The sequence below is a fragment of the Streptomyces mexicanus genome (assembly GCF_902506575.1).
Lineage (GTDB): Bacteria > Actinomycetota > Actinomycetes > Streptomycetales > Streptomycetaceae > Streptomyces > Streptomyces mexicanus.
The window spans coordinates 6149289-6165707 of record NZ_LR732544.1 but is presented as its reverse complement, the minus strand read 5'-3'; the positions used below and the strand labels follow the sequence as shown (position 1 = coordinate 6165707).

Here is a 16419-nt window from a genome sequence, read left to right as displayed (position 1 = left end):
GCGCAGGCCCCGGGCCGGTAAGAAGGGAAGGGGTGAACGGCGCGCTACCACGGGCAGAAGCCCACGCACCGACCAGTGATCCGTGGCCCTCCGGGCGCGCCGCGGCGGTCGCGCCCACGGCCACCGCGTATGCCCGCCCCCGGGCCCGCAGCGCCGCACCCTGCAGCGGGTGACGCGGACACACCGTCGGCCATGGGAGGAACGATAACGTCCGGACTGCCGGGCCGGGGGCTGATCGCACGGTGTCGACGGTGGGGGAGGACGGCGCGGCGCAGGGCCGCCGGCCGCTGGGTGAGCCCGCGCCGGTGGCGCCGTCACACGTGTGCGTCGCGCGGGCTCAAGCCGGGGACGTCCACCGCACCGGCAGCTGACGCGGGCCCCGGATGAGCATGCCGTGACGCCAGTTCAGGGCGGCCGGGTGGGCGTCGAGCGCCAGGTCGGGGCAGCGCTCCAGCAGGGCGCGGATCGCGATCCGCGCCTCCATGCGGGCGAGCGGCGCGCCCAGGCAGTAGTGGATGCCGTGGCCGAAGGCGACGTGCCCGCCCGCGGGCCGCCGGATGTCGAAGCGGCCCGGGTCGGGGAAGCGTGCCGGGTCGTGGTTCGCGTCCGCCAGCGCGATCAGGACGAGCTCACCGCCGCCGGGGATGACGGTGGAGCCGATCTCGACCGGTTCCGTGGTGAACCTGAACGTCGGCGTCTCCACCGGCCCGTCGTAGCGCAGCATCTCCTCCACGGCGTTGTCGATCAGGGTCATGTCCGCACGCAACGCCGCCAGTTGGTCGGGATGCGTCAGCAGGGCCAGGACACCGTTGGAGATCAGATTGACCGTGGTCTCGTGTCCGGCGACCAGCAGCAGCCAGGCGGTGCCGCGCAGTTCGTCCACGGACAGCCGGTCACCGTCCTCGTCGGTGGTGCGGATCAGCGCGCTCATCAGGTCCGGGCCGGGCGACAGGCGCTTGCGCTCCAGCAGGTCGACGAGATACGCGGACGTCTCGGCCGTCGCCGCCAGCCGTGCAGCCGGATCGGGGTCGGTGAGGATCGTGCTCGTCCAGGCGCGGAAAGCGGCCCGGTCCAGCATCGGCACCCCGAGCAGCTCGCAGATCATCGAGATCGGCAGCGGGAACGACAGCGCCTCGACGAGGTCGGCCCGCCCTTCCGGGAGGGCCAGCATCTCGTCGAGCAACTCGTCGGTGATCTGCTGCACCCGCGGCGCGAGCTGCTCGATCCGGCGCGGTGTGAACTCGCGGACGACCAGCTTGCGCAGCCGCCCGTGGTCCGGCGGGTCGGAGTTGAGCATGTGCGGTCCCGCTGCCGGACTGGGGAACGGCAGGGCGGGCGAGGCGTTCTTCCACTGCTTGGACAACCGCGGATCCGCGAGCGCCGCCCGGCCGTCCTCGTACCCGACGACGAGCCAGGCCTGCGTACCCTCGGGAATCCGCACCTTGTGCACGGGGCCGCGCTCCCGCAGTGCCGCGTACACCGGATACGGGTCGCGGACGAAGTCCTCGCCCATCGCGACCAGGTCGATCACTTCGGCTGCTGTCATCGCCTGCCCCTCGTCTCCCACTGCTCCCGACGCTAGCAGCGGGCGGTGCGCCGACGAAGCACGCATTCGGCCGAACCGCGATCGGAGTCGGCACCCCGGTAGTCGCCGTGGACGAACGTTCAGGAGCCGGTCGGCGCATGGCGCGCGGCACGGCGTTTCGTGCGGTGTGATGCCGCGTGACCTGCCCACAGGCTCAGAGGCGGTAGATCTGCCCGGTCTGTGCCCCGTCCACGGACCGCACGTACGCCTGGGCGACGCGCTCCAGCGGCACCGAACCCATCCCGGGGAAGAGGTCGCCGTAGGCGTCGAGGGACTCGGTGAAGACGTTCGGCGACACCGCGTTCACCCGCTGGGGGGCGATCTCGATCGCGGCGGCGCGGACGAACGCCTCGACGGCACCGTTCGCCAGGGACGCGGCGGCCCCCGTGACGATCGGCTCGCGGGCGAGGATGCCGGTGACCAGGGTGAAGGAGCCGTGCTCGGCGACATGGGCGATTCCCTGGCGGACCAGCTCGATCTGGGAGAGGACCTTGCCGGTGAAGGCGGCCCGCCAGTCGTCCGGGCCCAGGTCGGCCAGCGGCTTGTACGGGACCGAGCCGGCGGCGCTGACCACGGCGTCCAGCGGCCCGGCCGCCTCGTACAGGGCGGCGATCTGTGCCGGATCGGTGATGTCGTGGCGCAGGTCGCCCGAGGTACGGCCCACGGTGTGGACCTGGTGCCCGCGGGAGGCGAGGGCCCGGTGCACCGCGCGGCCGAGGGTGCCGCCGGCACCGATCAGGAGGACGTTCTTCGGTGAGTCGGTCATGACGGTCACGCTAGGGGTGCCGCCCTTGGCCTGTGAAATGCCTTCTGCGCACGGTTTATGCTTGCCGGTCATGAATGTGGAGCTGCGTCACCTGCGGGCCCTGGCGGCTATCGGCGACGAGGGGACGCTGACGGGCGCTGCCCGTGCGCTGCACCTCACCCAGCCCGCTCTCTCCCGCACCCTCGCCCAGCTCGAGCAGCGTCTCGGCGTGCGCCTGGTCGAGCGTTCGACGCGCAGCCTGCGCCTGACCGCGGCCGGTGCACGGCTGTGGGAGAACGCGCACCGCATCCTGGGCCAGCTCGACGACGCCCTCGCCGAGGCGGCCGGGCGGGGCACGGCGCGTCCGCTGCGGCTGGTCTTCGCCTGGGCCGCGCTGGGCAGCCACACCGTGCCGCTGCTGCGGACCTGGCGCGAGCGGCACCCCGGGATCCCGGTGCAGATCCGCCGGGCCGACGATCCGGCGGCGCTGCTCCGCCGCGGCCAGGCGGACCTGGCCTTCCTGCGGCGGAGCCCGGAGCCGGACGACCCGCACCTCGCGCATCGCGCGCTGACCAGGGAGCGGAGGGTGGCCGCCGTACCGGTCGGGCATCCGCTGGCGGACCGCCCGGAGGTGGCCCTCACCGACCTGAGCGACGAGACGGTGGCGCTGTGTGCGACGGCCGCGACGACCAGCGCCGAGCTGTGGCCCGCCGGCCGGCGGCCGTGCACGGTGACCGTCCCCGGGGTGGACGAGTGGCTGACGACGATCGCCACCGGTGCGGCGGTCGGGGTGACCACCGAAGCCACGGTGCACCAGCACCCGCATCCCGGGGTGTGCTATCTGCCGGTGCGCGACGCCGACCCGGTCACGGTCCACCTGGCCTGGCCCGCGCGTCCCGGCCACCCGGCGGCGGACGCCTTCCGCCGCCACGTCGAGGAGCACCTCGCCCGGCAAGGGTCCCCGCCGACGCTTCTCGACACCTGACCGGCGGCGCTCGGCCAGGTGTCCTCGCGCCGGCCGGAACGGGCCTGGCGCCGTCGCCGGCGAGAGGCTGCCGTCAGGCAGCTCCCCGGTACGCGTGATCTGCGATACGCGGCGGCACGCCGACACCCCGCCGGGCCTCGGTGACGGGCCCGGCGGGGCGGAAAGGGGCTGCCGTGTCAGCTCATCGTGAAGGCGTCCAGGGTGAACAGGTCGCCGCTGCCGCCCTTGAAGACGAAGTACAGCTTGTGCGTCCCGCCCGGGTCCGTCACCGGTGCACTGACCGTGGTGAAGGCGCCGGAGGTGCCGCCGACCGTCGCCGTGCCGGCCAGCGGGCCGTCGGGCGCGTCGGTGTGGACCTCGATCGTGCCGCCCGCACCGCCGGCCGCGGCCCGGAAGTCGATCCTGCTGACACCCTGAAGGTCGTACGGGTCGAACTCGATCCAGTCACCGTTGTCGATCGACGTGACCGCTTTGCCGCCCTGCGCGCCGGCGACGGAGCCCGTCTGGACGCCGGACTGCGTCCGGTAGAACTCCGCCTGACGGGCCTTCGGCATCAGGATGATCTGCGTCGTGCCGGTGAGGTCGGGGACCCCCGCGGTCGGCGAGGTGTCGGTGTAGCTCGCGGAGAAGATGCCGTAGAAGTCGTCGGAGTCCGTGTGGCCCGCCGTGGTCATGGAGAACGTACCGCTGCACCCTGTGGCCTGCGAGAGGTTGTGGGAGTGCATGTCATGACCGAGCGAGTAGCTGACCTGGACCTTGGAGCAGTCCACCGGGGTGCCGTCCGGGTCGGTCGCGTCGATCTTCCACGCGACCTGATCACCGTCCTTGAACGTCAGTCCGTTGGGCGGCTCGGAGAACTTCAGGACCGGAGCAGAGTTGCCCACCGTCACCAGGACGGCGGCGACGCCCGTCCGGCCGCTCGGGTCGCTCACCGTGAGCTTGGCGTGGTACTGCCCGTTCGCGGTGTAGGTGAAGGAGGGGGTGGCACTCGTGGAGTCGGTCGTGCCGTTGTTGTCGAAGTCCCAGGCGTAGCTGAGCTGATCGTTCTCCGGGTCGGTCGAGCCGGTGCCGTCGAACTTCACCGTCAGCGGGGTCTTGCCCGACGAGGTGTCGGTCGTGATCACCGCGGTCGGCGCCTTGTTGCCGGGCGCGTACTCGATCTTGTAGAGCCCGGCGTCCAGGGAGCCGCCGAACCACGCGCTGCCGTAGTCGAGCACGTACAGCGAGCCGTCCGGCCCGAACTCGGTGTCGATCGGCTCGACCAGGTGTGCCCAGTCGTTGCCGTTCGTCAAGGTGTCGATCGACTGGATCTTGCCGCTGCTGTCGGAGGTGATCGGCTTGATCCAGTGGGCGCCGAACTCGTAGGCGAAGAACTTCCCGTCATAGCTCTGGGGGAACTTCACCTGGGACTTCAGCGTCGCGTCGTAGTGGTACACGGGGCCGCCCATCGGCGCGCCCTGGCCGCCGAGCTGGGGGAACAGCGGGTTGCCCGCGTAGTGGTTCCAGATCCAGGCCGGCTGGGCCGGCGGCAGGTCCTTCAGGCCGGTGTTCAGGGGAGCGTCGTTCACCGGGTGGGCGCAGTCGAAGGGCTGCCCGGATTGGCCGGTGGCGAAGTCGTACTGGACGTACGGCGTGTTGTTGCCGATGCAGTACGGCCATCCGAAGAAGCCGGGCTTGGTGATCCGGTTGTACTCGACGGTGTTCTCCGGCCCGCGCTTGGGGTCCGCGCTGCTGGCGTCCGGGCCGTAGTCGGCCAGGTAGATGACGCCGGTCTGCTGGTCGACGCTGAACCGGAAGGGGTTGCGGAAGCCCATCGCGTAGATCTCGGGACGGGTCTTGGGAGTGCCCTTGGGGAACAGGTTGCCGGACGGGATCGTGTAGGTGCCGTTGTTGTGCACCTTGATCCGCAGCAGCTTGCCGCGCAGGTCGTTGGTGTTGGCGGTGGAGCGCTCGTTGTCGAAGACGGGGTTGCGGCCCGGCCGCCGGTCGATGGGGGCGTAGCCGTCGGACTCGAAGGGGTTGGAGTCGTCGCCCGTGCTCAGCAGCAGGTTGCCGTTGCCGTCGAAGTGCATGTCGCCCGCGACATGGCAGCACTGTCCGCGGTCGGTGTCGACCCGCATGATCTTCTTCTCGCTCGACAGGTCCAGCTTGCCGTCGGTGAACGTGAACCGGGACAGCTGGTTGTAGCCCTTGTACGGCGCGAAGTCCGCGGCCGTCCCGTCCTCCGGGGCGTCGGTCATGGGGGTGTCGAGCCTGGGCGCGTAGTACACGTAGACCCAGTGGTTCTTGGCGAAGTGCGGGTCGAGCGCGATGGTCTGCAGCCCGTCCTCGTCATGGGTGTAGACCGACAGCTTCGCCGCCACGTCGGTGAGTCCGTCCAGGGTCGTGTAGTAGACGGTCCCGTCACGGGAGCTGTGCAGGGCGCTGCCGTCGGGCAGCACGGCGAGCCCCATGGGCTCGCCCACCTGGTCCGGTCCCTTGGCGAGGGTGACCTGTTGGAAGTCGGACGTCGCGGCACTGGGGGCGGCCGCGGCCGCAGGGGCCGATGCCTCGGTCCGCGCGTGCGCGGACGTCGATCCGGCCACCGCGACGCCCACGCTGAGCACGGTGCTCAACGCGGCGGTGAGTAGTCGGCTTACTGGTGTACGCACGTACTGCCTGCCTCTCGTGTGGCGCTGCGATGGACGTCGCGCGAACGCGCGCGTTGCGCGGGGTGTCGAGCCGGGTCCGATGCCCGGGCCGCCGGACCGGTGGAGCGCGCGGGCGGCCGGGTGTGCGCGGCCGCCCGTCACCGGTGCGGGGCCAGGTGTGCCTGCGGACAAAGCAGCGGGTGTGGTCGATCCGTCGGGAGCGGGACGTCACGTCGGGGCTCGGAGGGGCCCACGGCTCCCCGACGAAGCGTCACGAGCGTGAACCCACGACCACGCACTGTCAAGAAGATACTGCCCGGTAGCCGCGTTTCATGGCCTCAAGTGGCCACATCTTTCGCCGCTCTGGTGAAAAGTCCCGGCGGCCCGTGGTCAACTAACGGCGGTCTCAGGTGTTCATTGTCCACCACGAAGCCGTCGAGGCCGTGCTGTCACCGGCGCGCGGTTCCCGCGGCCGCGCACCGGCAGCCGCACGGTCCGCAGCCCCCCGGCCATGGCCCCCGCCGACTGCGCCGGTTCCGCCAACAGCTCGCCCGCCACGGGTCCCAGGCCGGCGAACGCCCCCCGTACCACCCCCGTGCCAAGACACCGTGCGAGGACGCCCGTCCTCGGCGGCCCCCGCCGCGGACGTACCGCGGCCCGGGGGTGCTCCCCACCTAAGGAGTGATGATGGGTAGGTTCACCCACGACTTCGACCGCAGAGGTTTTCTGCGCGCGGCAGCCGCCGGCACCGTGGCCATCGGTGCCGCGTCCGTCGCAGGCGCGCTCCCCGCGGCCGCCCAGACACTCGCCCCGGACGCCGGACCCCACGGCGCCGCCCTGAGCATCCCCAAGGACGCCATCGGGATCCAGCTGTACAGCGTCCGCGACAAGGTCTACGACCTCGGCTTCCGCGCCGTCTTCGAGGAGCTGTCGCGGATGGGCTACAAGGAGGTGGAGTTCGCGGGCTACACCCAGAACCCCTCGATCCTCGGCCGGCAGATCACCCTCCAGGAGATCCGCACGCTGCTCGACGACAACGGCCTGCGCGCCATCGGCAGCCACATCGGCATCGGTGCCTTCCGCAGCAACCTGCAGCAGGAACTCGACAAGGCCCAGATCCTCGGCATGCCGAACATCGGCACCCCCGACGCCCCGTCGGGCACCCAGACCGTCGCGGCGTACCAGGCGGCCGCGGAGGAGTTCAACCGCTGGGGCGAAGCCGCGTCGGCGCGTGGACTGAAGCTCTACCAGCACAACCACTGGGCCGAGTGGGCCTTCGCGCAGGACCGGCCGGAGGTGCGTCTGTACGACGTCTTCCTGAACAACACCGACCCCGCCCACGTCTATCTCGAGATGGACGTCTACTGGGCCTTCGTCGGCCAGTTCCGCTACCCGGGCTTCGACCCCGCCGCGTACGTGCGCGCGCACCCCTACCGCTACACGCTGTTCCACATGAAGGACGGCAAGACCGATCCGAACGCCGCCGACGGCTACGACATGACCGAATTCGGTGCCGGCGACATGCGCTACCAGCGCTTCATCCACGCGATCGGCCCGTTCGGCAACCACCACGGCATCTGGGAACAGGACACCGCCCCCGGCACCCAGCCCGACCCGCCCGGCTCCCTCGGTGCCGCACAGCGCAGCTACACCGCGCTCGCGGACCTGCTGTCCTGACCGGCGATCACCACCCCGTCCCGTCCGCCCGGCCCGCACCTGACGGGTCGGCGGCGGAGCGGGGTGGCCGCTTCTCGTGCCCCTCGCCGGCGCGGCCGACGCGGGTCGGCGAGCCGTGCCTGCCACCAGGAGGTGAGCGATGTGAGCGTCCGCTACGGTCTGCTCACCCTGCTGCGCGACCACGGTCCGCAGTCCCGTGCCCGGTTGGCCGACCGCCTCCAGGTGCCGCGGCAGCGCCTGCTGGCCGAACTCGACCGCCTGGTGGCGTCAGGGACCGTCGTGGAGGCGGGACATCCCACCTCCCGCGGCCGGCGCCGGTCCCCCTGCGTACAGATCAACCCCTGCCTCCGCTTCGCCGCGGTCGACCTCGACACCCGCTCGGTCGGTGTCGAGATCACCGACGGCCGCCTGCGGGTGGTGGCGTCGCACCAGGAGCACTGTGACATCCGCACCGGCCCGGTGAAGGTCCTGGGACGGGTGACGCAGATCCTGCACGCGATGCGCGCCGGGGGCCACTTCGCGCGGCTGGACGCCATCGGGATCGGCCTGCCCGGGCCGGTGAGCTTCCGCGGGGGCGTGCCGGTCTGCCCGCCGATCATGCCGGGATGGGACCGCTACCCGGTCCGCGACGTGCTCGCCGACGAACACGGCTGCCCCGTCGCCGTGGACAACGACGTCAACGTGATGACCCTGGGCGAGCGGCACAGCGGTGTCGCCCGGACGGTGGACGACCTGATCTTCGTCAAGATCGGCAGCGGCATCGGCTGCGGAGTGCAGATCGACGGCCGCGTCTACCGCGGTGCCGCGGGCTGCGCCGGCGACATCGGTCACATCCAGGTCGACGCGGACGGCCCGGTCTGCTCGTGCGGGAACGTCGGCTGCCTGGAGGCGGCCTTCAGCCAGGAGGCACTGACGCGCCACGCCGAGTCCGCCGCCGGCGGGGACGGATCACCGCTGCTGGCCGAGCGCCTGGCGGCGAACGGCTCCCTCACCGCGCGCGACGTCGCCGACGCCGCGGCGGCCGGTGACGCCGTCTGCATCGGTCTCGTCCGGGACGGCGGGCGGCGCGTCGGACAGGTGCTCGCCGGGCTGGTGAGCTTCATGAACCCGTCCATGATCGTCATCGGTGGCGATGTCGCCGACCTCGGGCACATCCTGCTTGCGGAACTGCGCAGTGTCGTCTACCAGCGGTCGGTGCCGCTGGCGACGGGCGACCTGCCGATCGTGCTGTCCGAGCTGCGCGGCCGCGCCGGGGTCGTCGGCGCCGCCGTCCTGGCGAGCGAGCTGGCCTACGGCGGCGCCGCCTGACCGACCCCTTCTGCCGGGCCGCGAGGCCCGGCATCCGCACCGGCCCCGGCCCTTTCGCGCCCGGCCGCGTCGATGACGCGGCCGGGCGCATCAGAGTGTGCCGCGGCGGCCCTCACGGGCTGCCGGAGGCCCTCGGCAACGGCGTCAGATCAGTCTGCGTCGCGCCGCCCAGGCGACGGCCTCGATGACGCTGCTGACGCCGATCTTGTCGCACACGCCCCGGCAGCGCCGCCGCACGGTACGGGGGCAGACGTGCAGCCGCCGGGCGACGGCCTCGACGGGCAGGCCGGCCGCCAGGAGCGACAGCAGGTGCACCTCGTCTCTGAGCAGACGCGCGTTGTCGGGCTGGGGCCGCCGGCCTGTCTGGTAGCTGAGCGTGGACACTTCCGTCTCCTTCGCCGAGTGCGGCCGGCAGGGAACGCGGGGAAGGCCGCCGCCCGGCTGGGGACGGCCAGAACCCGTGATCGACCGCGGTTCGTCAATCGCGTGCGAACGTTTCAAGCTGCTGTGCAACCGCTGTGACTTGGGTAACTGTTCGAGTGCACAGGGTCAAGGGTGCGCCGCTGCCCAGGCGGGGTTTTGCTCCGCTCTGCGTGGAAGCTTCTCCCGGATGAACGGTTCAATCCGGCGCTGGAGCGGCCCGGGAGGCCCCGCGGCGGTCGCGTCATCGGGCCCGGCTCGCGCAGAGCCGGGCCCGGGGCTGCCGCCCCGGACCCGGCACCGACCGCTCCTTCGCTACAGGTTCCGCACCCGGACGTTGCGGAACTCGATCAGGTCGTTGTCACTGTGATTCTGCAGACCCACGTAACCGCTGAAGAACTGGCGCAGGTCCGTGGGCGGATCGCCGGCGCGCGACGAGGACTTGCCGGGGGTGTTGTCGAACTCGTTGATCACCACGCCGTTGCGGACGATCGTGTAGTGCTGCCCGACGACGCGGATCTCGTAGTCGTTCCACTGGCCCTTCGGGGTGACCCTCGCCTGGTCCAGGCCGACCGGATCGAAGTTGTAGACCGATCCGGTCTTCTGGGGCTCACCGGTGGCGCCGTCGTAGATCTGGATCTCGTTGCCGCAGTAGATCGCCACCCATTCCGGCGCGGTGCGGGCCGATCCGGTGGTGCTGCAGCCCTCCGGGCGCTGGGACAGCGGCGTGCGCGGGTCGGGGAACCTGACGAACACACCGCTGTTGGCCTGGTGGCCTTCCGGGGCGACGTCCCGGAACTGCAGCCGGATCGAGTAGTCCTTGAACTGCTGCTTGCTGTACCACAGCATGCCCATGCCGCCGGAACTGCGCAGGGTGCCGTCCGGCAGGAGCGAGAAGCCGCCCGCGCCGGCCTGGCTCCATCCGGCGAGACTGCTCGCCGACCCGTCGAAGAGCGGCGTGTAGCCGACCGTCTTGCCGATGGGCGAACGGGCGGCTTCCTTGCTGAGCGTCGCCGCCTCGCGGTTGTCGATGACACCGTCCTTGCGGAACCCGTCCACCAGGTCGTTGAGGCTGCTGACGAACGCGCCGTGGTTCGCCCAGGTGCCCTCGTCGTCGATCAGGTCGTTGATCGTGCAGCCGCCGCCGACCTTGCGGTTGGCCACACCGGTGTCGCTGTCGAGCAGCCAGACGGTGGAACGGGCGTCGGGCGCCGCGCAGCCCGCCGTCACGTCGATCTTCCCGGTGGACTGCTCGCCGTTGGCGTAGGTCACCTTCAAGGTGGCGTGGTAGGTGCCGTAGTCGGCGTAGGTGTGGATGGGGTCGGCCTCGTGCGACGGCTTGCTGCCGTCACCGAAGTCCCACTCCCAGGCGACGCCGCCCGCCTTCGCGGCCGAGAACTGGACGGTCCGCGGCTTGCTCTGCGCGACCACGCGCCCCGAGGCGTCGCTCGGGTTCGGCGTGGCCGGGCCACCGTGGTAGGTGACACGGACGAGCTTCTGGTTCGGGTCCAGGCTGAAGAACCCGCCGGCGTAGTCGAGCATGTACAGCGCGCCGTCCGGGCCGAACTTGGCGTCCATCCAGCTCTGGATCTTGTTGTCCCCGACGCCGCCGGGGAGGATCTGGCGCAGGTCCTCGCCGAATTCCGGCTGGGACTGGTTCTTGACGTCCTCCGGGGTGACGGTGACCGCGACACGGTTGTTGGCGTTGGACTCGTCACCGATGAACCACTTGTTGTCCCAGTACGAGGGCCAGGCGACACCGCTGCCGGTGTCGACCTCGGAGCGGTGGTAGGTCGGGCCGTCCATGATGGCCTGGCCGCCGCCCTTGAGGTACGGCTCGGTGTACTTCTCGTCGCTCTGCACGTACGTGGGCAGCCCGCTGCCGTCACCGCGCTGCGGGTAGACCACGCCGCCGCCCTGCGGCGAGTACCAGATCATGTTGTTGCGGATCGGCGGAAGGTCCACCAGTCCGGTGTTGCGGGGCGAGGTGTTCTTCGGGTGGTCGCAGTCGTACCAGCCGGTCAGCACGTTCGCGTCGGTGTTGCTGCGGTCGCGGTAGGGCTGCTTGTCGCCCATGCAGTACGGCCAGCCCTGGTTGCCCGCGGAGGTGATGACGGTCGCGGTCTCGTACTTGGCCGGGCCGAGCTCCGGGTCGGGCGTCGGGGCGTCCGGGCCGACCCAGCCCGCGGTCAGCCAGTTGTTGGTCTTGTCCCAGGCGATCCGCGCGACGTTGCGGACACCCATGACGTAGATCTCGGGACGGGTCTTGCCGCCGCCCTCCTCCTTGCCGGTGAACAGGTTGCCCTTCGGGATGGTGTAGGTGCCGTCGGGCTCGGGGTGGATCCGCAGGATCTTGCCGTCCAGGTCGTTGGTGTTGCCGGCCGTGCGGCGGGCGTCCTGGAAGGACAGGCCCTTGTAGTCCTTGGTCCAGTTGTTCCCGGAGTAGCCGGCCCCGGCGCCCTGCGAGGAGTTGTTGTCACCGACGCCGACGTAGAGGTTGCCCTCGTTGTCGAACGTCATGCCGCCGCCGGCGTGGCAGCAGCTGTGGATCTGCACGGTCCAGTGCAGCAGGTCCTTGCGGGTGCTCTTGTCGATCGACTGGTCCTTGAAGTCGTAGGTCAGCCGCGAGATGGTGCGCTGGCCCGTCTGCTTGTCCCGGTCGATGGACTCGTGCGGCATCCAGTAGATGTAGATCCAGCCGTTCTGCTCGAACTTGGGGTCGAGCGTGATGCCGACCAGACCCTCCTCGTTCTTGACCAGCTCGTCACCGCTGCCCCGGTTGCCCATCACGTCGAGCGTGGTGAGCAGCTTGACCTTCTTGGTCTTGGGGTCCCACTGGTGGATCGTTCCGCAGCCCAGGCCCACCTTGGGGTCGTTCCAGTCGGGGATCGGCCCGCTCGGACAGGCCGCCTTGCCGATGTAGAAGACCTTGCCGTCGGGGGCGATCGTCAGACCGTGGGGCTCACCGATCTGGTCGAGCCGGCCCGACTGGTTCTTGCCGGTGAGCCGTTCGACCGAGTAGTTCGAGGCGATCGTCGCCTGGCAGTCGCCGCGGACCATGCCGGTCGTCCACTCGATGGCGCCGAGCAGGTGGCTCTGGAACGTGGTGTCCGAGGTGTAGCTGTCCTCGGTGCGTCCCATGCCGGTGTAGAACGAGCGGCCGCCGTCGTAGTCCCGGCACCAGGAGATCGGGTGGAAGGCGCCGTTGCCCGCCGGGCCCGGGTTGTAGGAGTTCTCCTCGACCTGGGCGACCGTCTGCACCTTGCCGTTCGGGTTCGGGTCCCAGTTCATCCACTGGTCGGAGCGGGTCCACTTCAGCGGCAGGTCCTTGGTCGCCGGGTGCTGACGGTCGATCACGTCGACGACCGCCTGCTGCACCTTGGTCTCCGGCGCGGGCGCCGGGTCGGCTCCGAACAGCCGCAGCTCGGCCAGCTGCGTCAGCGGCTCACCGGAGTTGGCGGTGATGTTCAGCCGGTAGTACTGGTAGGCCGTGCTGTTGGAGAACTTGTACTGCTTGGTCTGGAAGCGGTCCGGGAAGCTCTGGCCGGACTGGGTGTCCAGCGTCTTCCAGGTGCTGCCGTCCTGGGAACCCTGAAGGGTCCAGTCCTTGGGGTCCCGGCCCGGGTAGTCGTTGGCCGACGTCAGCGCGTACTGGGCCACCGCGACCGCGTGGTCCGTCTTCGCCGTCACCCACGCGGTGTTCTGATGGGCCAGCCACTTGGTGGTGTTGCTGCCGTCGAACAGCTTGTCCTTGGTCTCGTTCGGCGGGTTGTCGTCGCTGGCCGTGACCTCCGTGACCTTCTCGGAGGCGGGCAGGCTGGAGGCCGGACGCGTGCCGATCAGACCCGTGAACCAGCTGGAGTCGGCTTCCGCGCGCGCCGCGTCGTGGACGCCGACGAAGCCGCCGCCGCCCTTGACGTAGGCCTGGAACGCCGACTCCTCGTCGGAGGTGAGGGACACGCCCTTGGCCGACAGGAAGACCACACCGCGGTAGTGGGCCAGGCGGTCGGCGGTGAAGACGGACGGATCGTCCGACTCGTCCACCGAGAAGCCGTTCTTCCGGCCCAGCTCCTTGATGGTCGACACGGCGGCCGTGACGGGGTCGTCCTGCTGGGCGGCCGGTCCGTGGAAGACCAGGACGTTCACCGAGGCATCGGCGCCGGCTGCCTGCTCCTGGTCGGCCGCGGACGGCGACTGCGCCTGTGCCTGCACCGCCGGCAGCGCGGACAGTCCCAGTGCCAGCGCGGAGCTGGACAGCAGGACGACACCGCGTCGCCAGGCCGGCGTACGGTGGGGGGTTCCCGCGGAACGCCGTGGTGGCGCCCCGCTCAGTCGTGACAGGGTGAACCGCTTTCTTCGGCCCATTACTGCTCCTTGACTCGATCCGGCAACGGAAGAGTGGTCAGGGGTGGAGCCAGGGCTGCCGCACGCTCTCGCGGGGCGGACACCGGGCGAGGAGGGACCGGGCGGGCCGTCAGGACTTCCGCCAGACGGCCGGGGCACCGGAACGGCGGGGGTCGCCGACCCCGGTGCCCGACGGCCCGGCCGACCGGCCGGCGGCAGGGTGGTACACGCCCGTCGGACCGTCCGGTCAGCTCCGACGGGCGCGGCTGAGGGGGTGGCGGGACAAGCGCCGGCCCGTTCACATGCCGGGCATGCCGGGCATTCCCGGCATGCCGCCGGGGACCGAGCCGTCCGCCTCGGACACCATGAACACCCCGGACATCCCCATGTCCGAGTGGCTCTGGACGTGGCAGTGGTACATCCAGTGGCCCGCGCCGACCCGTTCGCCGGCGATCACCTGGAACCCGAAGGAGTCCGCGGGGCCGGTGGTCTTCGTGTCGATCACCCGGCTGACGTCCTGCGGGCCGTCGAGGATCCCGGTGCGGTTGTCCACCCAGCGGTGGCCGTGCACGTGGAAGGTGTGGAAGAAGTCGCCGTGGGTGATCACGACGAACTCCACTCGCTCGCCGCGGACGGCCTTGAACGTGGGGGTGTTGGGGGCGGTTCTGTTGTTGATCGTCATGTCGTTGAAGACGACCGTGAACGTCTTGTCGGGCAGCACATCGCCCTTGCGCCGCACCACCACGGGACCGTACAGCCCCTTCTTGATCCCGCCGGTGCCGTGCTCGGTGCCCACGTTGTGGTCGTGGTAGTGCCAGTAGCCGGCGCTGCCGGCCTCCCACGTCCCGTCGTGGCGTCTGCCCGGCGCGTGGGTGCGCCAGACGTAGGTTCTCCGCTCGCCCGGCTGGACGACGCTGTCGTTCATCTTGGTGCCGTCGCTGGCGACGTCGTAGTCCAGGCCGTGCACGTGCAGGCTCGCGGCGACGTCAAGGTTGTTGACCACCTCGATGTTCATGGTGTCGCCCTCGGTCAGCTCGATGAGCGGGCCGGGAATCGTCGCCTCGCCGGGCCGTAGGCCGTATCCCATCTCCCCGTTCGGAAGCTTCTCCATGTACAGCGTCAGATGGCGTACGTCGCCGCCCTTGTCCGCGGAAGCGGGCTTGCCCGAGGTCGCGGCGGCAGTGCCGCCGAGCACCGCGGGAGCGACGGCGGCCGCCATCGCTCCAGTGGCGAACGATCGCCGGGACCAGAGGCGCCGCGCGCCTACGCCTGAGTCGGTCATCGCTCTCCCATCCGCGACAGGCCTGGGGTGCCTGAAGGCGTCTTGTGGTCGTGAGGTGCGCCGCCCCGGGCAGGACCCGCATCCGGACGCGATGGTTCCTGGTGGTGCACCGGGCGCTCGGCGCCTGGGGCCGGCAGCGCAGTCGTCGGGTTCGGCCGTGCAGTCATCGGGTCAGACAGAGCAGTCGTCCGGCCGGATCGCCGGTTGCGGGGGCCGTCCGGCGGGCGGATGCCCCGGTACGGCCGAAGCCGGGCCGGCTCGGCAAGGCGGACTGCACCTCGGAACGGCCTCACCGTAACGGTGCTCCACCAGTTTTTCCAGACTCAGGCCAAAGTTGGTTGGGTTGTGGTCATAGACCTTGGCGAGTCGTCAAAAGACCGATAACTTCCCCACGTTGCTGCAAGAGGAGAAGTGGGTGCGTCCTGCGTCCGGGCACGCGGCGTCACCGTTCCGGCACGGGGCGGAGCGGAACACCGCCGCCCGCTCGTACGGCCGCGGCCGGTCGCCGTCGTCACGCTCCGGCGATCACCCACACCTTCGTCATCGTGCCGTTGAGTCCGGGGCGTGGGTCACGTGACGGATCCGGCGCCCTCGCCGCTCCGGACCGAGCTCCGCGCGGCACCCGGCCGGACGGGCCCCCCGGCGGGGTCGTCCCGGCGGCTGGTCGTCCACCCCGCGGAACCGCGGTCCGTGCGGTACCGCAACAAGCGAATTCGCGAAAGGTGCAGCGGTGTTCAGAAGACTGCTCCATACCCAGACGGATCCGCCCCCCTCCAGACCCGCTCTCCGAGGCCGGTTGACCACGCGTGCGGTGGTGCTGTCGCTGGGAGGCTTGCTGCTCACGGCGTTGGCGTTCGCCGCGCCGGCCGCCTACGCGGCCTGGAGCCGCTCCGAGACCACGGCCGCGACCCAGGTGCTCACCTGGACGGCCGGTGACGGATACATGGGATACACGTCCGCCCCCACCACCGCGGTGGCCGGACCGGCGACGATCGTGTTCGAGAACAGCGCGGCGACCGGCAACACGACGGGGATGCCGCACACGCTGACCTTCGACACCTCGAACACCGACTACAACACCGACGTCAGCCTCAACATCCAGGCGAGCCCGTCGGACTCCAGCGGCGGCAGGCACACGGCCGAGGTCACCCTGACTCCGGGCGTCTACCGCTACTACTGCGCGATGCCGGGTCACATCATGTCGGGCGAACTGACCGTCACCGCAGCCCCCGGGGGCGACACCACCGCGCCGGACGTGTCGGCATCGGTGTCGGGGACGAAGGATGCTGCCGGGAATTACGTCGACGGTGCGACTGTCACGCTGTCGGCCTCGGATTCGGGGTCGGGTGTCGACAAGATCGAGTACTCCCTGGACAGTGGGGCGTTCAAGGATTACAGCGCGCCGGTGCAGGTGAGTGGTGTGGGTCAGCACACGGTGGCGTA

The 16419-nt window shown here is 70.6% G+C and carries 9 protein-coding genes and 3 pseudogenes; 4 read left to right on the top strand and 8 right to left on the bottom strand.

Annotated elements, in window-relative coordinates; genetic code table 11:
- Positions 1 to 337 precede the first annotated feature (337 nt).
- Positions 338 to 1546, bottom strand: a complete 1209-nt coding sequence (locus tag GV126_RS27515) for a cytochrome P450 family protein (protein WP_159671828.1) — start codon at positions 1544 to 1546, stop codon at positions 338 to 340.
- Positions 1547 to 1739: 193 nt separating this feature from the next.
- Positions 1740 to 2351 (bottom strand): short chain dehydrogenase, encoded by a 612-nt coding sequence (locus GV126_RS27510; RefSeq protein ID WP_159671826.1) that lies wholly within the window; start codon positions 2349 to 2351, stop codon positions 1740 to 1742.
- 70 nt (positions 2352 to 2421) lie between these two features.
- Here GV126_RS27510 and GV126_RS27505 point away from each other — a divergent pair, with 70 nt between their 5' ends.
- Positions 2422 to 3315: a LysR family transcriptional regulator gene (locus GV126_RS27505; protein ID WP_159671825.1), complete on the top strand. Its 894-nt coding sequence runs from the start codon at positions 2422 to 2424 to the stop codon at positions 3313 to 3315.
- A gap of 176 nt (positions 3316 to 3491) precedes the next feature.
- On the opposite strand, the gene GV126_RS27500 is transcribed toward GV126_RS27505, so the two are convergent.
- Entirely contained in the window at positions 3492 to 5921 is a 2430-nt protein-coding gene (locus GV126_RS27500; protein ID WP_236570302.1) for a PQQ-dependent sugar dehydrogenase, read from the bottom strand.
- A 708-nt stretch (positions 5922 to 6629) separates the two neighbouring features.
- Between GV126_RS27500 and GV126_RS27495 the strand changes: the two genes are divergently transcribed.
- Both GV126_RS27495 and GV126_RS27490 read left to right on the top strand, forming a co-directional pair.
- Positions 6630 to 7622 (top strand): sugar phosphate isomerase/epimerase family protein, encoded by a 993-nt coding sequence (locus GV126_RS27495; RefSeq protein WP_236570132.1) that lies wholly within the window; start codon positions 6630 to 6632, stop codon positions 7620 to 7622.
- A 132-nt stretch (positions 7623 to 7754) separates the two neighbouring features.
- A complete protein-coding gene (locus GV126_RS27490) occupies positions 7755 to 8930 on the top strand; it encodes an ROK family transcriptional regulator (RefSeq protein WP_236570131.1) in 1176 nt (391 codons plus the stop codon).
- A gap of 144 nt (positions 8931 to 9074) precedes the next feature.
- On the opposite strand, the gene GV126_RS27485 is transcribed toward GV126_RS27490, so the two are convergent.
- The 5 genes and pseudogenes from GV126_RS27485 to GV126_RS27475 all read right to left on the bottom strand — a co-directional run bounded on the left by GV126_RS27485 (position 9075) and on the right by GV126_RS27475 (position 14976).
- Positions 9075 to 9314: a helix-turn-helix domain-containing protein gene (locus GV126_RS27485; RefSeq protein WP_201299882.1), complete on the bottom strand. Its 240-nt coding sequence runs from the start codon at positions 9312 to 9314 to the stop codon at positions 9075 to 9077.
- A 351-nt stretch (positions 9315 to 9665) separates the two neighbouring features.
- A pseudogene (locus GV126_RS36720) lies at positions 9666 to 10769 on the bottom strand (3-keto-alpha-glucoside-1,2-lyase-like domain-containing protein); the annotation flags it as partial.
- 36 nt (positions 10770 to 10805) lie between these two features.
- A pseudogene (locus tag GV126_RS27480) lies at positions 10806 to 12767 on the bottom strand (ThuA domain-containing protein); the annotation flags it as partial.
- A pseudogene (locus tag GV126_RS37370) lies at positions 12768 to 13715 on the bottom strand (ThuA domain-containing protein); the annotation flags it as partial.
- Positions 13716 to 13992: 277 nt separating this feature from the next.
- Positions 13993 to 14976: a multicopper oxidase domain-containing protein gene (locus GV126_RS27475; protein WP_159671820.1), complete on the bottom strand. Its 984-nt coding sequence runs from the start codon at positions 14974 to 14976 to the stop codon at positions 13993 to 13995.
- Positions 14977 to 15787: 811 nt separating this feature from the next.
- Between GV126_RS27475 and GV126_RS36715 the strand changes: the two genes are divergently transcribed.
- The coding region (locus GV126_RS36715; protein ID WP_438947867.1) for an OmpL47-type beta-barrel domain-containing protein at positions 15788 to 16419 on the top strand (632 nt) is incomplete at its 3' end.

Coding starts and splice junctions, on each gene's coding strand:
- GV126_RS27505 (WP_159671825.1), top strand. CDS start 2,422: ATGAATGTGGAGCTGCGTCACCTGCGGGCCCTGGCGGCTATCGGCGAC.
- GV126_RS27515 (WP_159671828.1), bottom strand. CDS start 1,546: ATGACAGCAGCCGAAGTGATCGACCTGGTCGCGATGGGCGAGGACTTC.
- GV126_RS27475 (WP_159671820.1), bottom strand. CDS start 14,976: ATGACCGACTCAGGCGTAGGCGCGCGGCGCCTCTGGTCCCGGCGATCG.
- GV126_RS27510 (WP_159671826.1), bottom strand. CDS start 2,351: ATGACCGACTCACCGAAGAACGTCCTCCTGATCGGTGCCGGCGGCACC.
- GV126_RS27495 (WP_236570132.1), top strand. CDS start 6,630: ATGATGGGTAGGTTCACCCACGACTTCGACCGCAGAGGTTTTCTGCGC.